A 15,826-nucleotide genomic window follows, 5' to 3' on the forward strand; every position below is an offset into this window, starting at 1 on the left:
CGACCGGGAGTCAAGCTCTCGACCGAAGGCGCTGGACAAGGATACCCACGTGCTCCCCGGATCGGAAATCGGCCTCAGCCCGCCGCCGCGGCATAGCGTGACGCCGCCTCGGCGACCTTGCCCGCGTAGCTCGTCGCCGGGTTGTACGCCGCGATCGCGTCGCGCCAGCCCGACTGCGTGGTCAGGTCGCCGCCCGCCTGGCAGAGGTAGCGCGCGGCGGTCACCGCCTGCTGATCGACGTTCTGCGGATCCCAGCCGCTCGAGGCCCAGCGCATCCAGGTGGCGGGGATGATCTGCAGCGGGCCCATCGCGCGGTCCGTCTCGGGGTCGCCGTCCAGCGCTCCGCCGTCGTTGTCCTCGACGCGGTCGAACCGCGTGCCGTCCAGCGAGGGCCCGTAGATCGGCTCGGTCGGGCGCCCGTCCTCGCCGAGCTCGCCGCTGAAGATCGTGCCGTGGCGGCTCTCGACGTAGCCGATGCCGGCGAGCGTCGCCCAGTCGAGCCCGCAGCCGGGGTCGACGGAGGAGGTCAGCAGCGCCGCGCCCGCGTAGGCGGTGAGCGCCCGCACCGGGATCCCGCTGCCCTCGGCGGTTCCGGCGAGCCAGTCGCCGCTCGTGAGCTGCCGGACGGGCGTCGCCGCCGTCTCGTCCGGATCCTCGAGCAGTGCCGGGTCGGCTGCGGCGGGCGCGGCGGCGGCCGGCGGCACGGTCACCAGTCCGTCCTCGTACTCCATCGCGGGCTCCGCGGGACGGGTGCAGCCGACGAGCACGAGGCCGAGGAGCGGCAGGATCAGCAGGGCGGGGAGGCGGCGCACGGTCCCTTCGTACCAGGCGCGCCTCCGGATCCGCCCCGCCGGGGCGCGAAAGCTAAGCTCGAAGGCATGGCAGATTCAACGTTCGACGTCGTCAGCAAGGTCGACAAGATGGAGGCGGACAACGCCCTCAACCAGGCCCACAAGGAGGTCGAGCAGCGCTACGACTTCAAGAACGTCGGCGCCTCGATCGCGTGGAGCGGCGAGAAGATCCTGATCAAGGCGAACACCGAGGAGCGGGCGAACGCCATCCTCGACGTCTTCCAGACCAAGCTGATCAAGCGCGGCATCAGCCTCAAGAGCCTCGACTCCGGCGAGCCCTTCGCCTCGGGCAAGGAGTACCGGATCGAGTCGACGCTCAAGGACGGCATCGACCAGGAGCAGGCGAAGAAGATCAACAAGCTGATCCGCGACGAGGCGCCCAAGTCGGTCAAGTCGCAGATCCAGGGCGACGAGCTGCGCGTCTCGTCGAAGAGCCGCGACGACCTCCAGGCGACGATGGCGCTGCTGCGCGGGGCCGACCTCGACCTCGACCTCCAGTTCGTCAACTTCCGCTGAGGGATGTCGCACTCCGAGAGCACGCCGACCCGCCCCGGCATCGACGCCCCCGACGCGCGGGGCCGCACCGGCCTCGACCGCGAGGGCCACGACCTCACCGGCAACCCCGACGTGGTCGTCAAGTCGGTGACCCTCCTCTCCAGCCACTGGTACGTCCTGCGCACCACCGAGTTCGAGTACCGGCACCGCGACGGCCGCTGGACCACCGAGCACCGCGAGACCTACGACCGCGGCAACGGCGCGGCCGTGCTGCTCTACGACCTCGAGGCGCGCTCCGTCGTGCTGGTGCGGCAGTTCCGCTACCCCACCTACGTCAACGGCAACCTCGACGGCATGCTGCTCGAGGTGCCGGCGGGTCTGCTCGACGAGGACGGTCCGGAGGAGGGCGCGCGCCGCGAGGCGTCGGAGGAGACCGGCCTCGAGGTCGGCCGGCTCGAGCACGTCTTCGACGCGTTCATGAGCCCCGGCTCGATCACCGAGACGCTGCACTTCTACGCCGGCCCCTACCGCGCCGGCTCGAGCGACGGCGTCTACGCCGGGCTCGCGGACGAGGGCGAGGACACCGAGCTCGTCGAGCTGTCCTTCGACGAGGCCCTCGCGCAGATCGGCGTCCAGATCATCGACGCGAAGACGATCATGCTGCTGCAGTGGGCGGCCCTGAGCGGCCCCTTCTCGCGCTGACCGAGCAGCCCTCGACGAGCGCGGGTCTCGATACGCCGCTCCGCGGCTACTCGACCACCCTGCGTTTCATGCTGGTCGAGTAGCCCCGCAGGGGCGTATCGAGACCCGCCGTCCTCAGCACGGCAGGTCTGCAGCCTCCTGCTCTGACGCTGGTCGATCTCGAGACGCCCGCTTCGCGGGCTGCTCGATCAGCACAGACGTCCCCTCGCCTCTGGACTACCGTTTCGCGGTCAGGCCGTGTACGCCCGCAGCGCGTCGGCGGTGCGGGTCTGCGCACCGGCGACGAGGTCGGCCGGCGTCCCCTCGAAGACGATCGACCCGCCGTCGTGCCCCGCCCCGGGGCCGACGTCGATGATCCAGTCGGCGTGCGCCATCAGCGCCTGGTGGTGCTCGATCACGATCACCGAGGAGCCGGAGTCGACGAGGCGGTCGAGCAGGCCGAGCAGGTTGTCGACGTCGGCCAGGTGCAGGCCGGTCGTCGGCTCGTCGAGGATGTAGACCGAGCCCTTCGAGGCCATGTTGATCGCGAGCTTCAGCCGCTGCCGCTCGCCGCCGGACAGCGTGTTCAGCGGCTGCCCGAGGGTGAGGTAGCCGAGCCCCACGTCCACGAGCCGGGCCAGGATCGTGTGCGCCGGCCCGGATCCGAAGAACTCGGCCGCCTCGACGATGGGCATCGAGAGCACCTCGTGGATGTTCTTCCCGCGCAGCCGGTAGTCGAGCACCTCCGCGGTGAACCGCTTGCCCTCGCACTCCTCGCAGATCGACGAGACGGTCGCGGCCGGGCCGAGCTCCGTGAAGATCAGCCCCGCGCCCTTGCAGACCGGGCAGGCGCCCGCGGAGTTCGCACTGAACAGGGCCGCCTTGACGCCGTTCTCCTTCGCGAAGGCGGTGCGGATCGCATCGAGCACGCCGGTGTAGGTGGCGGGGTTGCTGCGCCGCGAGCCGCGGATCGGCGACTGGTCGGCGACGATCACCCCCGGCCGCTTCGCCAGAGAGCCGTGGATCAGCGAGGACTTGCCCGACCCGGCGACGCCGGTGACGACGGTGAGCACCCCGAGCGGCACGTCGACGTCGACGCCGCGCAGGTTGTGCGTGGACGCGCCGCGGATCTCGGCGACGCCCGTGGGCCGCCGCACCTCGCTCTTGAGCGGCACCCGGTGGTCGAGGTGGCGCCCGGTGAGGGTGTCGGAGTCGCGCAGCGCCTCGACCGAGCCCTCGAAGCGGATCTCGCCGCCGTGCGAGCCGGCTCGCGGCCCGAGGTCGATGACGTGGTCGGCCACGGCGATGATCTCCGGCTTGTGCTCGACGACGAGCACCGTGTTGCCCTTGTCGCGGAGCCGCCGCAGCAGCTCGATCACCCGCGAGACGTCGTGCGGGTGCAGTCCGGCGGTGGGCTCGTCGAAGACGTAGGTGATGTCGGTGAGGCTCGACCCCAGGTGCCGCACCATCTTCACCCGCTGCGCCTCGCCGCCGGAGAGCGTCCCGGACTCGCGGTCGAGCGAGAGGTAGCCGAGCCCGACCTGCACCAGCGCGTCCAGCGTGCCCAGCAGCGCCTCGACGATCGGGGCGACGGAGGGGTCGCGCACCCCGCGCAGCCACTCCGCGAGATCGGTCGCCTGCATCGACGAGCACTCGGCGATGTTCCGGCCCGCGATCAGCGAACCCAGGGCCGCGCGGGTGAGCCGCGCTCCCCCGCACTCCGAGCAGGGGCCGAAGGCGGCCACCCGCTCGGCGAAGGCCCGGATGTGCGGCTGAGCCGCCTCCTTCGCGAGGTACAGGCGGGTCACCTTGACCACGAGACCCTCGTAGGTCATGTTGATGCCGGCGATCGGCATCTTGACGGCCGGCTTGTACAGGAAGTCGTCGAGCTGCTGAGGAGTGAAATCGGCGATCGGCACGTCGGCGGGATAGAGCCCCGATTCGGCGAGGCTCTTCCAGTACCAGCCGCCGACGACGAAGTTCGGGATCGCGTCGAGCGCTCCGCCCTCGAGCGACTTCGAGCGGTCGAGCAGCGCGTCGAGGTCGATGTCGGAGACGCGGCCAGTGCCCTCGCAGCGCGGGCACATGCCCTCGGGCAGGTTGAACGAGAACGCCCCGCTGGTGCCGACGTGCGGATCGCCGATCCGGCTGAAGAGGATGCGGAGCATCGTGTAGGCGTCGGTCGCGGTGCCGACGGTGGAGCGGCCGTTCGCGCCCATCCGCTCCTGATCGACGACGATCGTCGCCGACAGCCCGTCGAGAGACTCGACGTCCGGCCGGGCCGGCGAGCCCATGAACTGCTGCAGGAACGCCGAGTAGGTCTCGTTGATCAGCCGCTGCGACTCGGCCGCGATCGTCCCGAAGACCAGCGAGGACTTGCCGGAGCCCGAGACGCCGGTGAACACCGTGATCCGGCGCTTCGGGATGTCGACGTCGACGCCGCGCAGGTTGTTCTGCCGGGCGCCGCGCACCCGGATGACGTCGTGCGGACCCGCGTCGCGCGGCCCCGCCTCTCCGAGGGTCGAGGGGGTCATGCGGTCTCCGTCCGTCAGCGGTGCCCGAATCCTAGGGGAGCCCTCCGACATCCGGGAGACGCCGAAGGGCCCCCGGATCGCTCCGAGGGCCCTTCCGACGGACGCGCCTCAGCTCGAGACGGTCTCGCCGCGCGAGATCGAGATCATGTCCTCGCGCGGGACGACCTTCACGCGGACGCGGCCCTGCGGAGCGCCGAGCGCCTGCTCGTGCTCGTCGAGGCGGTGCCAGCCGTCGAGGTCGGTGTAGGCGACGCCGCGCTCCTCGAGCAGGGTGACGACCGCCGACTCCTCGGGGTGCGCCGGGGTCCACCAGGACGCCTGATCGTTGAGCACGTGCCCGACGGTCTCCATCGCGTCCGACTTGGTGTGCCCGATCAGGCCGACCGGTCCGCGCTTGATCCAGCCGGTGGCGTACACGCCGTGCACCGGCTCGTCGTCGTCGTCCAGCACCTGGCCCTCGCGGTTCGGAATGACGCCGCGCATCTCGTCGAACGGCAGGCCGTCCAGCGGGGAGCCGAAGTAGCCGACGGCGCGGTAGACGGCCTGGACCGCGATCTCGCGGATCTCGCCGGTGCCGCGCGTGCCGCCCTCGCCGTCGGGCTCGGTGCGCTCGTAGCGGATGGCCGAGACGCGGCCGGTGCCGTCGTCGACGAGCTCGAGCGGCTTGGCCCAGAAGTGCAGGTGCAGGCGGCGCGAGGCGGAGCCGACCTCACGGGTGCGCCACTGGTTCAGCACCCGGTTGATCACCATGACCTGCTTGTTCGTCTCGATGGCGGCCTGCGAGGCGGCGTCGAGCACGAAGTCCTCGTCGGCGACGACCATGTCGACGTCGCGCAGCTCGCCGAGCTCGCGCAGCTCGAGCGGGGTGAACTTGACCTGCGCCGGTCCGCGGCGGCCGAAGACGTGCACGTCGGTGACGGGCGAGGCGGCCAGCGCGTCGTAGACGTTCGGCGGCACCTCGGTGGGCAGGAGGTCCTCGGCGTGCTTCGCGAGCATCCGCGAGACGTCGAGCGCGACGTTGCCGTTGCCGATCACGGCGACGGACGAGGCCTCGAGCGGCCAGGTGCGCGGCACGTCGGGGTGCCCGTCGAACCAGCTGACGAAGTCGGCGGCGCCGTAGGAGCCCTCCAGCTCGACGCCGGGGACGTCGAGCGGAGCGTCGCGGATCGCGCCGGTCGAGAAGATGACGGCGTTGTAGTGCCGCTTGAGGTCCTCGAGCGTGATGTCGGTGCCGAAGTGCACGTTGCCGAAGATGCGGATGTCGCCGCGGTCGAGCACCTCGCGGAGCGCCGTGATGATGCCCTTGATCCGCGGGTGGTCGGGGGCGACGCCGTAGCGGACGAGTCCGTAGGGCGCCGGCAGGTGCTCGAACAGATCGATCGAGACGTCGTACTTCTTCTCGGCCTTGATCATGAGGTCGGCGGCGTAGATGCCCGCGGGACCCGCGCCGACGATGGCCAGCCTGAGCTTGGTCATTGCATTCCTCCTGCCGGGGCGCCGAGGCGCGTCTCCGGACTCATTCCTGCGGCGCTCGAATGCGCGCCGCGACGATTCGGTCAGCCGTTGCGGTCGACGACCGTGTCGGCGAAGCGCGTGAGCGCCTTGCGGACCGGCCCGTCGGGCAGCGGGGCGAGGGCGTCGACGGCCTCATCGGCCCAGGCGTGGGCCTCGGCGAGGGTCTGCGCCGTCACGGGGTGGTCGCGCAGCTGCGCGATGGCGTCGGAGATGTCGGCGCTCTGCTCGTCGGTGTGCGCGATCGCGTCGTTCGTGCGGCTGACGTAGCTCTCGATCCGGGCGAGCAGCACGGCCGCGTCGCGGTCGGTCGCGGCGCGCTCCCGCAGGCGCAGGATCGGCAGCGTCGAGACGCCGGCGCGGATGTCGGTGCCCGGGTTCTTGCCGGTCTCCTCCGGCTGCGGCGAGAGGTCGATCACGTCGTCGACGATCTGGAAGGCGACGCCGATCTTCTCGCCGAAGACGCGCACCGCCTCCTCGAAGGGCGCGGGCGCCTCCGAGAAGACGACGCCGGTGCGGGCGGCGGCGGCGATCAGCGAGCCGGTCTTGTCGGCCAGGACGCCGAGGTAGTGCTCGACCGGGTCCTCGCCGGCGCTCGGGCCGACGGTCTCGTGCAGCTGGCCGAGCACGAGGCGCTCGAAGGTGTCGGTCTGCAGCCGGATCGCGCGCTCACCGAGCTCGGTCATCAGCTGGTTCGCCCGGGCGAAGAGCAGGTCGCCGGTGAGGATGGCGACGTTGTTGCCCCAGACGGTCTGCGCCGAAGGAACGCCTCGGCGCTTCTCCGCCTCGTCCATGACGTCGTCGTGGTAGAGCGAGCCGAGGTGCGTGATCTCGATGGCCTGCGCGGCGCTGAGCACCTCGGGGGTGTTGCCCCGGCCGAGCTGCGCGGTGAGCAGGGTGAGCATCGGCCGCACCCGTTTGCCGCCGGCCTCGAGCAGGTAGCGCGTCGAGACGTCGGCGACCGCGTCCGCGAAGGACAGCTGCTGGACCATGCCGGCCTCGACCCGCTCGAGCCCGTCGTCGATCGCGCGCGCGAGAGCGCGGTCCGGAGCGGTCGAGAAGATGCGCTCGGAGAGGCCGAGCTGCGCCGTCAGAGACGGACTGCGGCGGGCGACGGGCGCACTGGCGTTCACACTCAAACCCTAACGTCTCGGCCCGGCAGGCCCCTGGGCGCGCATCAGGTCACCGCGATCGGCTTGATCCCGCGGTGCAGGGCCACGATCCCGGCGGTGAGGTCGCGGTAGGCGACGCGCTCGAAGCCGGCGGCACGGAGCCAGCCCGCGACGACCTTCTGCTCGGGCCAGGCGCGGATGGAGTCGCCGAGGTAGTCGTAGGCCGGGTCGTTGGAGGAGGCGAGGCCGACGATCACGGGCATGACCTTCGTCAGGTAGAAGTCGTAGGCGACGGCGAGCGGCTTGAGCGGCGGGGTCGAGAACTCGCAGATCACAACGCGGCCGCCGGGCTTGACGACGCGGAAGAACTCGGCGAGCGCCGTCCGCGGCTCGGAGACGTTGCGCAGGCCGAAGGAGATGGTGACGGCGTCGAAGGAGTCGTCCTCGAAGGGGAGCTTCATCGCGTCGGCGAGGACGAACTCGATGAGCTCGTTCTCGGCGTGCCGGCGGCGGCCGACCGAGATCATCCCGCGGGAGAAGTCCGCGGCGACGACCTGCGCTCCGGAGCGCGCCAGCGAGGCGCTCGAGGTGCCGGTGCCGGCCGCGACGTCGAGGATCCGCTCGCCCGGTGCCGGGTTGACGGCGCGGGTCGTGGCGATCCGCCAGAGGTGGTCGTTGCCGACGGACAGGACGGTGTTCGTCAGGTCGTAGGCGGGCGCCACCGTGTCGAACATGGCAGCGACCTCGTCGGGCCGCTTGGTGAGGTCTGCCTTTGTCACGATCAACGAGTCTAGGGCGAGGAGCGGAGTGGCGGCTGTGCATCCACTGCCCTTGCACATCCGCTCAGGCGACCGGCGCCGGACCGGCGGAGCCGCGCGGAGGGAGCGGGACGGGGCGGAGGTGCCGGGGCCGCCTTGCTCCGCCTAGCTGCGGCGGCCCCGGACGAGGAAACCGTAGCAGCGGACCCCCGGGCGAGGGTGGTCCCGGCGCACAACGTCTCGCTTTCCGACGCGGGCGTACTGTGGAGCAGTGACATCGACCGGGGCCGGAGCTCCTCCCCTCCACGCCGAGACGACACCGCTCGACGGTCCGCACGAGCTGATCACCCGCGTCGATCCGCGGCAGCCGCTGCTCTGGCAGCGCGGCGGCGCAGGACTGGCCGGGCTCGGCGAGGCGCTGCGGCTGGAGTTCTCCGGCCCGGATCGCATCCGCGAGGCCTCCGCCGCGTGGCGCGAACTGTCGGCTGCGGCCGTCGTCGCGAATCCGCTCGGCGCCCCGGGCACGGGACTGGTGGCCTTCGGGGCCTTCGCCTTCTCCAGCCGGTCGAGCGCGACGAGCGTCCTGATCGTCCCTCGCGTGGTCATCGGCTCGCGGGGCGGGCGGTCGTGGGTGACCCGCATCCGGACGGCCGACGAGACGGCCGGCTCGACGGCGGTCCGCGCTCCGCTGCCCTTCGGCGACGAGTTCCGCCTCCCCCTCCTCCCCGGCGCGATGACGCCGGACGCGTATCGAGCCGCGGTCGCGTCGGCCGTCGGCTCGATCCGCTCGGGCGCCCTCGAGAAGGTCGTCCTCGCCCGGGACCTGCAGGGACGGCTCCCCCGGGACGCCGACCGCCGTCGGCTGCTCCGCGATCTCGCGAACGGCTACCCGGACTGCTGGACCTTCGCGGTCGACGGCTTCCTCGGCGCGAGTCCCGAGACGCTCGTGGGGGTCGACCAGGGCGCGGTCACCGCGCGCGTCCTCGCCGGCACCAGCGCGCGCGGCGGCGACGCGGAGGAGGACGCCGCGATCGTGCGCGCCCTCCTCGCGAGCCCGAAGGACCGCTCCGAGCACGCGTTCGCCATCGCCAGCCTGCTGCGCGAGCTCCGGCCGCACACCGGTGCGCTCACGACCACTCCGGAGCCCTTCGCTCTGAAGCTGCCGAACCTGTGGCACCTCGCGACCGACGTCCGCGGGACGCTCGACGACGCCTCGACCGCGCTCGACCTCGTCGACGCCCTGCACCCGACCGCCGCCGTCGCCGGCACGCCGACCGACCGGGCGCTCGCCCTGCTGGAGGAGCTCGAGCCGTTCGACCGCGGCCGCTACGCCGGTCCGGTGGGCTGGATCGACGGCAACGGCGACGGCGAGTGGGCCGTGGGGCTGCGCAGCGCGCAGGTCACCCCCGACGGCGCGGTCACCGCGTGGGCCGGTGCGGGCATCGTCGCGGACAGCGACCCCGCCACCGAGCTCGCGGAGACGGGCATGAAGTTCCGGCCGATCCTCGACGCCCTGAGCTGACGGCCGCGGCCGCCGGGGCGGGAGATCAGCGCTCGAGCACGATCTCGACGATGCCCGGTCCCTCGCCCGGCGAGGTGAGCGCCTGCTCCAGCTCGCCGCGGGTGGCGACGAGGCGGTGCGACCAGCCGTAGGCCGTCGCCAGGGACGCGATGTCGACGGTCTGCGGCGTGAACTGCACGCGGTCGAAGGCGTCGGGCGCCGAGCTGGTGGCGACCTCGAGGCCGTCGAATATGGTGCCGCCGCCGTCGTTCACCACGACCAGCTGCACCCGGGGCCGGCGCTCGCCCGGGGCGAGCAGCAGTCCGCCCGCCTCGTGCAGGAGCGTGAGGTCGCCGAGGACGACGCGGGTGGCGCCGCCCGAGCCCGCATCGGCGGACTGCGAGGCGACGGCGATGCCGAGAGCGGTCGAGACCGTGCCGTCGATGCCGGCGAGCCCGCGGTTGGAGTGCACGGTGATCCGCTTGCCGGGCAGCGAGCCGTCCGCGACGCGGATGAGGCGGGAGGCACCGAAGAGCAGGCGGTCGTGCGGCCAGGTGACGCGCCAGACCGCGGCGACGACGAACTCGCGGGTGAGCGGCGCGCGGATCGCTGTCAGGGCGTTCCGAGCGTAGCCCCGGCGGTCCTCGATCGACATCGAGCCGCCGTCGGGCGCCTCGGGGATCGCGTCGGGGTCGGCGTCGGCCACGAGCGCGCGGCTCGCCGACACCCAGGAGCCGGCCCAGGCGCGCTCCGACCGCTCGGGCCGCGGCGAGTCCTCGGGACGGACGACGGCGAGGGCGCGGACGCTGCGCGCACGGCGGCCGGGGTTGTAGAACTCGCGGCGACCGCGGTCCACGACGATCACCTCGACGTCCTCGCGGCGCAGCAGCTCCGGGACCTCGCGGGAGAGGGTCGGGTGGCCGAGGACGATCGCCCGGCGGACGCGGCCGCCGAACCCGGGCTCGGCGAGGAGGCGTCGCCAGGCGACGACGAGCTGCGGACCGAAGCGGGCCCCGGAGGAGACCTCGGCGAGCAGCGGCCAGTCGCCGGCGCGGGCGAGCGCCTCGGCCTCGGCCCCGGCCTTGTCGCCGGCGATGACGACGGTGAGGGGCTCGAGCGGGCCGGCGGCGATCGTCTCCGGGGCGACCGCGGCCTCGTCCGGGGCCGGTGCGGCGGATCCGGGCTCGGGCACGTCGAAGGCGGGCAGGCGGGAGGACAGCGGGTCGCGGAAGGCCAGGTTGAGGTGCACGGGGCCGCCCGGGCGGGATGCCGCGGCGTGCGCGCGGTCGGCGAGGGCGCAGGCCGACTCCGCCGGCGTCTGCGCGTCGGGGGCCGCGACGTCCTCGAAGAGGCGGACGGCGCGGCCGAACAGCTCGACCTGGTCGGTGGTCTGATTGGAGCGGATGCCGCGCAGCTCGCCGGGGCGGTCGGCCGTGAGCACGATCAACGGCACGTCCGACGCGTCGGCCTCGAGCACGGCGGGGTGCAGGTTGGCGGTCGCGGTACCGGAGGTCGTGATCAGGACGGCGGGCGAACCGGTCTCGAGTGCGAGGCCGAGGGCGAGGAATCCGGCGGAGCGCTCGTCGATCCGGACGTGCAGCCGGATGCGGCCGCGGGTCTCGAGCTCGGCCGCGACGAGCGCGAGTGCCTGGGAGCGGGAGCCGGGTGAGACGACGACGTCGCGGACGCCGAGCGCGACGAAGCGGGTGAGGAGGTCGACCGCGAAACGGGTGGAGGGGGCGACCGGAGCCGCGTCAGGCATCCCGACGGCCGGTGCCGTCCGACTCGCCGGAGTCGTCGAGATCGGCGAGGTCGCGCTCGAGCTGGGCGATGCGCTCGGCCTGCTCGCGCTCCTTCTCCGGATCGCGCTCGCGGCGGAGGGTGCCGAGGAAGTCGGGGTCGTCGTCCGGAGCCGTGAAACGGCGGCCCTCGGAGCGCTGCTTGCGAGGGCGGCCGATCCAGAACCAGAGGCCCGCGCCGATGATCGGCAGCAGGAGGACCACGAGGACCCACGACCACTTGGGGATCGCGCGCACCGAGTGGCGATTGCTCAGGGCGACGTCGATCACGGTGTAGACCGTGAAGACGGCGAGGGCCACGAGCAGGCCGATGAACAGGCGGATCATGCTGTCCAGTGTACGTCCGGGGTCCTCGAAGGATCCGGGCGCACGGATGCTGGACAGGGAGCTCCCGGGGTGCTCACGGACGCGCATGCAGGGGCCGACGTACACTTGCCCGGTGAAACTGAGCCGCGCGGTCGTCGTCTACTCGCTCCTGCGTCTGGCCATGTTCGCCGGCGTCTTCGTGCTGGTGTACCTGCCGGCGCGCTCCTTCGTCGACTCCGAGCTGACGGCGGCGGTGACCGCCGGCTTCGTCGCCGCCATCGCGAGCATGTCGCTCTCCTACATCGTGCTGCGCAAGCCCCGCGAGCGGATCGCCGAGGCCATCTACGAGCGCCGCAAGGACGTCCCGCGCACGCCCACCGACGACGACATCGAGGACGCCGCGGTCGACGCGGCCCGCGACGGCCGCCCGGGCGCCTGACCCCGCCGCGAGATCGGCCTGCTCGCCCCGCCGCTCGGTGACGGTGGGTCTCGATACGCCCCTGCGGGGCTACTCGACCAGCAAGGAAGAGGCGTCCCTCGCGCAGCGGGCGCACCCCACATGCTGATCGAGTAGCGCGCGCGGCGCGCGTATCGAGATCCACCACCGTCGGCACGGTGGTCTGCAGACTCAGCGTCTCGGTGACGGAGGGTCTCGATACGCCCCTGCGGGGCTACTCGACCAGCATGAGGCGCGCGGGACGCGCACCACGCGGTCAGAAGGCGAGGGCCGCGCCGAGGATCGCGGCGTAGGCGAGGCCGCTCAGGCTGGTCAGCTGCAGGGCGAGGATGAGCTCCTTCGCCGTGCGCGCGGTCAGGGTGATGAGGATGGCCGGCAGGACCGCCAGCAGGACGAAGAGCGTCAGCCAGGCGAGCGGGTAGAACAGCGCCAGCACGACCGCGATCCCGAACGGCACCAGCACGAAGGCGCTGTACATCGCCCGCGCGATGGTCGGGCCGACGACGACCGCGAGGGTCCGCTTGCCGGAGAGCCGGTCCGTCGGGATGTCGCGGATGTTGTTGACCATCAGCACGGCGCAGGCGAACAGGCCCGCGGCGACGGCACCGAGCCAGGACTCCTGGTTCGCGCGGCCGATCTGCACGAACGTCGTGCCGACGGTGGCGACGAGTCCGAAGAAGACGAAGACGAAGAGCTCGCCGAGGCCGAGGTAGCCGTAGGGGCGCCGGCCGCCGGTGTAGAACCAGGCAGCGGCGATCGCGGCGGCGCCGATGATCAGGAACCACCAGAAGCCGGACAGGAAGGTCAGCACGAGGCCTGCGACGCCCGCGATCCCGAAGAAGACCAGCGCGACCGTGAGCACCGCGCGCGGCTTGGCGGCACCCGACCCGGTGAGCCGCGAGGGGCCGACGCGGTTCGCGTCCGTGCCGCGGATGCCGTCGGAGTAGTCGTTGGCGTAGTTCACGCCGATCTGCAGGGCGAGCGAGACGACGAGGCAGAGCAGGGCGCGCACCCAGTGCCAGCCCTCGTCCGTGACCTGCGTCGCTCCGGTGCCGATCAGGACGGGGGCGATCGCGAGCGGGAGGGTCCGCAGCCGGGCTCCGGCGATCCACTCGCGCGGGCCGGCGGGCTGCACGACGACGCGGCGGGGGTCGCCGCCGGGGCGACCGCTCCGGGGCTTCGCCGACGGCTTCTTCTTGCGACTCGAACTCGACACGGAGGGAATCCTACCGAGTGGTCCCTGCCCGTCCCGGGCCGTCGGCCGCCGGGCGACGCGTCGTTCTCCGCCCCCGTCCGGGCCTGTCCTCAGACCGCTCCCTCCGCCGCGAGGCTCTCGAGGGTGCGGCGGTCGGGCTTCCCCGAGGCGAGCAGCGGGATCTCCGCGAGGGCCAGGACCGCCGCCGGGCCGGCCGCACGGCCGAGCCGCTCGACCACCTCGGAGCGCACCCGCGCCAGGTCGGCGTCCGACGCGGTCGTCGCGACGACCGGCACCTCGCCCCACTGCGCGTCCGAGCGGCGCACCACGACCGCGTCGGGCAGGAGCCCGTCGCGCAGCACTCGCTCGACCGCGTCCAGCGAGACCTTCTCCCCGCCCGAGACGATCACCCGGTCGAGGCGGCCGGTGACGCTCAGGCGGCCGTCCTCGACGACGCCGGCGTCGCCGGTGCGGTACCAGCGCTCGCCGTCGAGCGAGACGAAGGCGGCGGCGCTGCGCTCCGCGTCGAGGCCGCCGTCCGCGTCCAGGTAGCCCTCCGCGAGGGTCGGGCCGCCGAGGAGGACCTGGCCGTCGACCACGCGCATCCGGACGTCGCGCAGCGGGACGCCGTCGTAGACGCAGCCGCCGGCGGTCTCGCTCGAGCCGTAGGTGAGCCGGATGCGCACGCCGAGCGCGGCGGCCCGGTCGCGCAGCGTCTGCGGGGTCGACTGGCCGCCGATCAGCAGCGCGTCGAAGGAGGCGAGGACCGCGGCCTCGGCGGGCACGCTCTCCGCGAGGTCGAGCAGCCGGGCGAGCTGCACGGGGACCAGCGACGAGTAGCGCCGCTCCCCCGCGGGCATCGTCCGGGCGAGGGCGAGGAAGGCGGCGGCGTCGAAGCCGCCGGCCGGCAGCACGACCGGGTCGGCGTCGGCGGTCAGCGAGCGGACCAGCACCTGCACTCCCGCCACGTAGTGCGTCGGCAGGCAGAGCAGCCAGCGGCCGGGACCGCCGAGCTCGGCGAGGGTGGCGGAGGCGCTGGTCAGCAGCGCCGAGGTGGCGAGCGCGACGCGCTTGGGCGGGCCGGACGAGCCGGAGGTCTCGACGACCACGGCGACGCGCTGCGGGACGGACGCGTCCGCCTCCGGGTCCGACTCCACTCCCGGAGCGGCGATCCGCACCGCGGGACCGCTGCCGTCGAGCGCCGCGCGGAGGGCGATGAGCACCTTCTCCGGCGCCGCGTCGACGGAGGCGAGCGGGCGGGTCATCGCCGCTCCGCCCCGGAACGCGATGACCCGGTCCCAGCCGCCACCGTCAGAACTGCCACGGGAAGGGCGACCAGTCGGGCGCCCGCTTCTCGAGGAAGGAGTCGCGCCCCTCGACGGCCTCATCGGTGCCGTAGGCGAGGCGGGTGGTCTCGCCGGCGAAGAGCTGCTGGCCGACGAGGCCGTCGTCGACCGCGTTGAAGGCGTACTTCAGCATCCGGATCGCGGTGGGCGACTTGGTCAGGATCGTCTCGGCCCACTCGAGGGCGGTCGCCTCGAGCTCGGCGTGCGGGACGACCGCGTTCACGGCACCCATCTCGTAGGCGCGCTGCGCAGAGTACTCGCGGGCGAGGAAGAACACCTCGCGGGCGTTCTTCTGGCCGATCTGGCGGGCGAAGTAGGCGGAGCCGTAGCCGGCGTCGAACGAGCCGACGTCGGCGTCGGTCTGCTTGAAGCGACCGTGCTCCTCGGAGGCGATCGTCAGGTCGCAGACCACGTGCAGCGAGTGCCCGCCGCCGGCCGCCCAGCCGGGGACGGCGGCGATGACGACCTTGGGCATGAAGCGGATCAGCCGCTGCACCTCGAGGATGTGCAGGCGGCCGTTGCGCGCCGAGTCGATGCCCTCGGCGGTCTCGCCGTCCGAGTAGCGGTAGCCGTCGCGGCCGCGGATGCGCTGGTCGCCGCCCGAGCAGAACGCCCAGCCGCCGTCGCGCGGGCTGGGGCCGTTGCCGGTGAGGATGACGACGCCGATGCGCGGGTTCGTCCGCGCGTCCTCGAGTGCGCGGAACAGCTCGTCGACCGTGCGCGGGCGGAAGGCGTTGCGCACCTCCGGCCGGTCGAACGCGACCCGGGCGATGCGGCCGGACCGGTCGTGGTGGTAGGTGATGTCCTCGAGACCGTCGAACCCGTCGACCGGCGCCCAGCGGCGCGCGTCGAACAGCTCGGAAACCTGCGTGCTCATGGCCTCGACCCTACTGTCGGGGGCTGGGGGCGGGATCGGGGCCGCTGCACCGCGCCGGTCGAGGTGCCCGCGGGGTGTATCGAGACCCCCGGAACCAGCACTGCGGACGACGGGTATCTCCCAGGAGAGATCACCTTGTCCGTACCGGGAAAACCATGCTGATCGAGTAGCCCGCGCAACGGGCGTATCGAGATCCACCAGCGCAAGAAGGACGAGTCTGCAGACCGGCCCTGCTGATGACAGCCGGTCTCGATACGCCCCTGCGGGGCTACTCGACCACCATGACGCGGCGCAGCCGGGTCCTTTCCCTCATCAGGGAGACGCGAGGCGGCTTCACCGTTCGAGACGCCCGCTCCGCGGACTGCTCGATCAGCAGGCGATCGATGCGCCCTGCGCGCGGGC

Annotated in this window: 14 protein-coding genes; 4 read left to right on the top strand and 10 right to left on the bottom strand. The window is 72.7% G+C overall.

What is annotated here, in order from left to right:
- Positions 1–74 precede the first annotated feature (74 nt).
- The gene (locus MT350_RS11740) at positions 75–812 is read right to left on the bottom strand and encodes a hypothetical protein (protein ID WP_243615953.1); all 738 of its coding nucleotides are present in this window, start codon (positions 810–812) and stop codon (positions 75–77) included.
- A gap of 66 nt (positions 813–878) precedes the next feature.
- Here MT350_RS11740 and MT350_RS11745 point away from each other — a divergent pair, with 66 nt between their 5' ends.
- Together MT350_RS11745 and MT350_RS11750 are read left to right on the top strand one after the other, a co-directional pair.
- Positions 879–1,367 (top strand): YajQ family cyclic di-GMP-binding protein, encoded by a 489-nt coding sequence (locus MT350_RS11745; protein WP_123447856.1) that lies wholly within the window; start codon positions 879–881, stop codon positions 1,365–1,367.
- Positions 1,368–1,370: 3 nt separating this feature from the next.
- Positions 1,371–2,048, top strand: a complete 678-nt coding sequence (locus MT350_RS11750; protein WP_243615954.1) for an NUDIX domain-containing protein — start codon at positions 1,371–1,373, stop codon at positions 2,046–2,048.
- 230 nt (positions 2,049–2,278) lie between these two features.
- On the opposite strand, the gene MT350_RS11755 is transcribed toward MT350_RS11750, so the two are convergent.
- From MT350_RS11755 to ubiE, 4 genes are all read right to left on the bottom strand, one after another.
- Positions 2,279–4,561, bottom strand: coding sequence for an excinuclease ABC subunit UvrA (locus MT350_RS11755; protein WP_243615955.1), 2,283 nt, complete (start codon positions 4,559–4,561; stop codon positions 2,279–2,281).
- Between the two features lie 108 nt (positions 4,562–4,669).
- Entirely contained in the window at positions 4,670–6,037 is a 1,368-nt protein-coding gene (locus MT350_RS11760; protein WP_243615956.1) for an FAD-dependent oxidoreductase, read from the bottom strand.
- 80 nt (positions 6,038–6,117) lie between these two features.
- The gene (locus MT350_RS11765; protein WP_243598321.1) at positions 6,118–7,206 is read right to left on the bottom strand and encodes a polyprenyl synthetase family protein; all 1,089 of its coding nucleotides are present in this window, start codon (positions 7,204–7,206) and stop codon (positions 6,118–6,120) included.
- 44 nt (positions 7,207–7,250) lie between these two features.
- Positions 7,251–7,964, bottom strand: coding sequence for a bifunctional demethylmenaquinone methyltransferase/2-methoxy-6-polyprenyl-1,4-benzoquinol methylase UbiE (gene ubiE / locus MT350_RS11770; protein ID WP_243598320.1), 714 nt, complete (start codon positions 7,962–7,964; stop codon positions 7,251–7,253).
- A gap of 250 nt (positions 7,965–8,214) precedes the next feature.
- Between ubiE and MT350_RS11775 the strand changes: the two genes are divergently transcribed.
- Positions 8,215–9,465 carry an isochorismate synthase MenF gene (locus MT350_RS11775; RefSeq protein ID WP_243598319.1) on the top strand — a complete coding sequence of 417 codons (1,251 nt, stop codon included), beginning with the start codon at positions 8,215–8,217 and terminating at the stop codon, positions 9,463–9,465.
- A 25-nt stretch (positions 9,466–9,490) separates the two neighbouring features.
- Here MT350_RS11775 and menD read toward each other — a convergent pair whose 3' ends face one another.
- Entirely contained in the window at positions 9,491–11,206 is a 1,716-nt protein-coding gene (gene menD / locus MT350_RS11780; RefSeq protein WP_243598318.1) for a 2-succinyl-5-enolpyruvyl-6-hydroxy-3-cyclohexene-1-carboxylic-acid synthase, read from the bottom strand.
- Complete coding sequence (locus MT350_RS11785; protein ID WP_123447864.1) at positions 11,199–11,570, bottom strand: PLD nuclease N-terminal domain-containing protein; 372 nt, start codon at positions 11,568–11,570, stop codon at positions 11,199–11,201. Before MT350_RS11785 ends, menD begins: the two co-directional genes overlap by 8 nt.
- Positions 11,571–11,682: 112 nt before the next feature.
- Between MT350_RS11785 and MT350_RS11790 the strand changes: the two genes are divergently transcribed.
- Positions 11,683–11,988 (top strand): DUF4229 domain-containing protein, encoded by a 306-nt coding sequence (locus tag MT350_RS11790; RefSeq protein WP_159422135.1) that lies wholly within the window; start codon positions 11,683–11,685, stop codon positions 11,986–11,988.
- A 274-nt stretch (positions 11,989–12,262) separates the two neighbouring features.
- On the opposite strand, the gene MT350_RS11795 is transcribed toward MT350_RS11790, so the two are convergent.
- From MT350_RS11795 to MT350_RS11805, 3 genes are all read right to left on the bottom strand, one after another.
- Positions 12,263–13,222, bottom strand: coding sequence for a 1,4-dihydroxy-2-naphthoate polyprenyltransferase (locus MT350_RS11795; RefSeq protein ID WP_372487876.1), 960 nt, complete (start codon positions 13,220–13,222; stop codon positions 12,263–12,265).
- Between the two features lie 89 nt (positions 13,223–13,311).
- Positions 13,312–14,466: an AMP-binding protein gene (locus MT350_RS11800; protein ID WP_243615957.1), complete on the bottom strand. Its 1,155-nt coding sequence runs from the start codon at positions 14,464–14,466 to the stop codon at positions 13,312–13,314.
- A gap of 46 nt (positions 14,467–14,512) precedes the next feature.
- Positions 14,513–15,424, bottom strand: coding sequence for a 1,4-dihydroxy-2-naphthoyl-CoA synthase (locus MT350_RS11805; protein ID WP_123447867.1), 912 nt, complete (start codon positions 15,422–15,424; stop codon positions 14,513–14,515).
- Positions 15,425–15,826: the final 402 nt, after the last annotated feature.

The organism is Rathayibacter sp. VKM Ac-2928, from assembly GCF_022815545.1.
In the GTDB taxonomy this organism is placed as follows: Bacteria; Actinomycetota; Actinomycetes; order Actinomycetales; family Microbacteriaceae; genus Rathayibacter; species Rathayibacter festucae.

What these genes read in the sequence shown, in the direction of transcription:
- MT350_RS11745 (WP_123447856.1), top strand. Translation starts at nt 879, where the DNA reads ATGGCAGATTCAACGTTCGACGTCGTCAGCAAGGTCGACAAGATGGAG.
- MT350_RS11750 (WP_243615954.1), top strand. Translation starts at nt 1,371, where the DNA reads ATGTCGCACTCCGAGAGCACGCCGACCCGCCCCGGCATCGACGCCCCC.
- MT350_RS11755 (WP_243615955.1), bottom strand. Translation starts at nt 4,561, where the DNA reads ATGACCCCCTCGACCCTCGGAGAGGCGGGGCCGCGCGACGCGGGTCCG.
- MT350_RS11760 (WP_243615956.1), bottom strand. Translation starts at nt 6,037, where the DNA reads ATGACCAAGCTCAGGCTGGCCATCGTCGGCGCGGGTCCCGCGGGCATC.
- menD (WP_243598318.1), bottom strand. Translation starts at nt 11,206, where the DNA reads ATGCCTGACGCGGCTCCGGTCGCCCCCTCCACCCGTTTCGCGGTCGAC.
- MT350_RS11785 (WP_123447864.1), bottom strand. Translation starts at nt 11,570, where the DNA reads ATGATCCGCCTGTTCATCGGCCTGCTCGTGGCCCTCGCCGTCTTCACG.
- MT350_RS11800 (WP_243615957.1), bottom strand. Translation starts at nt 14,466, where the DNA reads ATGACCCGCCCGCTCGCCTCCGTCGACGCGGCGCCGGAGAAGGTGCTC.
- MT350_RS11805 (WP_123447867.1), bottom strand. Translation starts at nt 15,424, where the DNA reads ATGAGCACGCAGGTTTCCGAGCTGTTCGACGCGCGCCGCTGGGCGCCG.